Origin of the sequence: Synechococcus sp. MU1655 (assembly GCF_023630655.1) — a bacterium.
GTDB lineage: Bacteria > Cyanobacteriota > Cyanobacteriia > PCC-6307 > Cyanobiaceae > Synechococcus_C.
On sequence record NZ_JAKUHK010000220.1, the window covers coordinates 1 to 3444 of the forward strand.

The window sequence follows — 3444 nt, forward strand, 5'->3', positions numbered from 1 at the left end:
GACAACGATGCATAGCGTGTGCTGGTGATGCCAACTGCATTAGCCGGTTTCAGCTTTGCTGATGGTTGATTGATCGTGACCACGGTGCTGCGGACTGAAGCGTGACATCACGAGGAAAAGATGCGAAACTTATATGCAATAACGCTGGCCAAATGGCAACTTTTCTACTTGATCTTGATGGTGTAATTTTCAAGCACTCAACAATGGAATTCAATGAAGGTGCTCTAAATTACTTGAAAAAGATCAAAGCAGAAGGTCACAGCATCGTTTTCACTACAGCTCGAAAAAGCTCGAATAATAATATTCCTTCCCTTCAGCTGGACCTTACAATTCAGAAATTGCATGACGCAGGGATTGAATTTGATTCAATAGTCGGAAATCTTTCAAGCCCAAGAGTCGTGGTTAACGATGACGGGGCTTTCGCTATAGACCATGATCGCAATTCTCCACTTCACCATCACCCAGGAGTCGAATTATTTACATCCAACTGATTAATGAGACTGCTCTCCTAACAGTTGCTGCTAAGCAGATATCGTCTTAATAGTTGTGAAGCGATAGGCAGCTTCAACTTTTCTGCCCTAACTCACAAAAGGACTAAAAGCTTACTCCCAGCTGCCAAGCCATCATCGTCACTAGCCCTTAGCGCCATCAGCAGGTGGCAACGGCTTGAAGCATTCCCAGGCTGCAATAAAAACCCCGCTCCAAACGGTTGAATGAATCTTCTGACATCTATTGCTTTGGTTTGATCTGAACGAGATCCGGGATTAGTCGGTGAGGTGACCATTCATGATCGTAAGGGCATGAGGGTAGATCTCAACTGGTGAGCTAGTTCCGTAGGCATGCCTGAGATCCATCAATGAAGATCGTAAACTGGACTAACGAGTACGCAACGGAAGATCCAAAAAAGGTGAGAACTGGAATCAATGAATCCTGATGCTTAACTTTGGTCAGTTGTTTTAGTTTCCGGAACAGTTGTGTTTCTTTTGATGGCCTTATCTGCTTCAAGCAAAGGATCGTTTGAATGCGTCGGAGCTTGTCTTTGTTCCATTGAATGTTCTGGGACATGCCTTTGTTAACGGGCAGGCACAGGGCACAACAAACCCGAGGAGCTTTCGCCATCTAGCGGAGAGGGTTCAGTTATCGCAGGCCCTTTTCGGGCAATGAAGCGGGTGCCAATCCGCTTCACCGGGCTCTTGTTCTCATTGTTCTGTCATTTTGGCTGTTTTAGCTCAACGGCTTATTGCTCACCCTAAAAGCACTAGAAAAGGATTCAACGTCAATCAATTGATTTAAATTCCACTCTCAAGTAGGACTTCAGTTGTAGTTACAGCTAATGCAGAAATCACTGGCGCAAATACGATCACCACTTGCTTGACCAGTGCCTTTCCGTCAAATGCGATTCCCAACTCACTCAATAAGTGTGGGCCGGTAGCAGAGGAGGATCTCCTAGAGGCCTCCAGTGATTCACGATGTCCATCAAGGGTTAACATGATACATGCATATAGAGTTGCAATCATGGTGCTAAACACAAAAGCCCAATAAAATACAATCCCGGATGCCAGTTGACTTAACTCCGGCCTATCTAGAACTAGGAATGACAACCTCATCCACGCGAACATATGCAATATTCCGACCACTAAAAAGACAGACGAACATGCGCAAAATTTCCTCCCTGATTTAATTCTACTAACCAACATGTCGTCCGTCCATCCTCCACGAGGGGTGATAAGCACTGATGGCATAAATGCACAAAACAGCGAGGGGATAACGACGCTGAGTACATTGATCACATCAAGAAGCTTATCTATACTATCCAAGCTATTCGATTGCATTAGGCTGCTTGCCTTGAGGCTTTCAAAAGTCAGATAGAAAATCATGCTGAGTGGGCGTCGTGATTCGTCTACCCATAACAAGTGAGAAACGCCTATTACAATCAGAAAAGACGCAATTCCCCAAAAAGGATACAAGGCTTTGCCTTTAACATTCTTACCAAGAAAGCGAAAAACATAGCCGATTAAACCAATGGACACAACCAAGTAAATCAATGAAGCCGATCCCCATAACTGAGCAGCAGCAATAGACGACTCAGCAAAATCGATATTGGCACTGCTAGAAAGCAATTGCATTGCATAATCAGCAAATGAGACTCCAATAATATCAAATAGTATTTGGCCTAGTATATAGACAACAACTGGTAATAAAGCCAACAATAGGAGTTTGAATTCATTGGGCGTAATCCTTGTTGCTTGAAATCGTTCAATTGTTGTGTTTTCCACGTCTTTCCATGAATCTTCTGAATTATGCCCTGATTTGTACTGGTCAGCCACATCGCATTGGCTGTCTTTAGCGGCATCCTTCCAATACAAGTAGAAGTCAGGCTGGTGCTGCCACATCAGTGCAGTTGGGCGAGATTGCCCCTATGCAACTTGCTTGCCAAGTTCCTGATATTGATCCCGAATGAATAACCGTGGACAGGGACATCGGCGTTTGCCTCAGTGGCTCAGTCAGGAATGATTGATCCGTCACCACTTAGGCGGGCAACGCTTCCACCCGCCTGACTTCTGCATGGTTTCCCAGGCTTCAATGGCGTAATGGTGCAACATGCGCGTGACCACCGGCTGACCACTGCCGTGTATCGGGCCTGGTCTCCACAACAACCCACGTCGGGTACGCCGTTGGATTGGCGTTGCTGAAGCTGCCGACCTCCCCTCCGTGATCGTTCATCAACCAGCAGACACCGTTCTTCTGTACATGACAACCAACCAGTGGACGGTCCTTGTTTGACATGCCGACACGATGGTGAAACAGGAGATCAAGTCAGGAATCATTCCTCAACCAACCACTGGGGTTATGCGGTCGGTCAATTCAAGGAGCCCTCATACAAACAGAGCTTGTAAGCCGAGACCTGAGCCCGGTTTGGTGGCCACTCTTCGCCGTACTGAATAGAGGCGATGCCTCTGTTGATGTTGTCGTCTCCCCAGCCGCCTCCAGCTTCCTGTGCGATAGGGCAGAGAAGTTTCAGGGCCTGTTGACGGGCTTCCAAATCAGGAATCGACTCTGGGGAAGGCCCCGGAGAAGGTTCAGCGTTGACGTGACAGCTGCCGGCGAGAGCCAGCAGGAATAGGGCGTACACCTTCATGTCTTCGGGATTGCCTGATCAGTCAGTCGATTGTCAGCTACCCAGTTGCCCTCGAACCGACGTCCTGCTGGCGATCAACCTGTGGGTGGTTCTACTTCGGCATGCAGACAACATGACGAAACAGCAGGTGCGGCTAATGACGTAAGCCCAGTAACGTCAGCACCTAGTGCGATCTCCAACCGTTGAGCTGAAGCCAAAGCCAGTCATCCAACCCACTGACGCACGCAGGTCACGACCGCTCCAGGATTGAATGGACCATGTCCATAGCTCCTGTCTATCAATTCCGGGCTCATCAACATCAGCTT

4 protein-coding genes are annotated in these 3444 nt (G+C 47.6%); 1 reads left to right on the forward strand and 3 read right to left on the reverse strand.

From position 1 onward, the window contains the following. Positions 1-152 precede the first annotated feature (152 nt). Positions 153-491 carry an HAD family hydrolase gene (locus NCN04_RS09590; protein ID WP_250395939.1) on the forward strand — a complete coding sequence of 113 codons (339 nt, stop codon included), beginning with the start codon at positions 153-155 and terminating at the stop codon, positions 489-491. A gap of 798 nt (positions 492-1289) precedes the next feature. Here NCN04_RS09590 and NCN04_RS09595 read toward each other — a convergent pair. The 3 genes from NCN04_RS09595 to NCN04_RS09605 all read right to left on the reverse strand — a co-directional run bounded on the left by NCN04_RS09595 (position 1290) and on the right by NCN04_RS09605 (position 3139). Further along, complete coding sequence (locus NCN04_RS09595) at positions 1290-2393, reverse strand: hypothetical protein (RefSeq protein ID WP_250395940.1); 1104 nt, start codon at positions 2391-2393, stop codon at positions 1290-1292. 187 nt (positions 2394-2580) lie between these two features. Then, positions 2581-2724 carry a hypothetical protein gene (locus NCN04_RS09600; protein ID WP_250395941.1) on the reverse strand — a complete coding sequence of 48 codons (144 nt, stop codon included), beginning with the start codon at positions 2722-2724 and terminating at the stop codon, positions 2581-2583. A gap of 136 nt (positions 2725-2860) precedes the next feature. Continuing rightward, entirely contained in the window at positions 2861-3139 is a 279-nt protein-coding gene (locus NCN04_RS09605) for a hypothetical protein (RefSeq protein WP_250395942.1), read from the reverse strand. Between the last annotated feature and the right edge of the window lie 305 nt (positions 3140-3444).

What these genes read in the sequence shown, in the direction of transcription:
- NCN04_RS09605 (WP_250395942.1), bottom strand. Translation starts at nt 3,139, where the DNA reads ATGAAGGTGTACGCCCTATTCCTGCTGGCTCTCGCCGGCAGCTGTCAC.
- NCN04_RS09595 (WP_250395940.1), bottom strand. Translation starts at nt 2,393, where the DNA reads ATGTGGCAGCACCAGCCTGACTTCTACTTGTATTGGAAGGATGCCGCT.
- NCN04_RS09600 (WP_250395941.1), bottom strand. Translation starts at nt 2,724, where the DNA reads ATGAACGATCACGGAGGGGAGGTCGGCAGCTTCAGCAACGCCAATCCA.
- NCN04_RS09590 (WP_250395939.1), top strand. Translation starts at nt 153, where the DNA reads ATGGCAACTTTTCTACTTGATCTTGATGGTGTAATTTTCAAGCACTCA.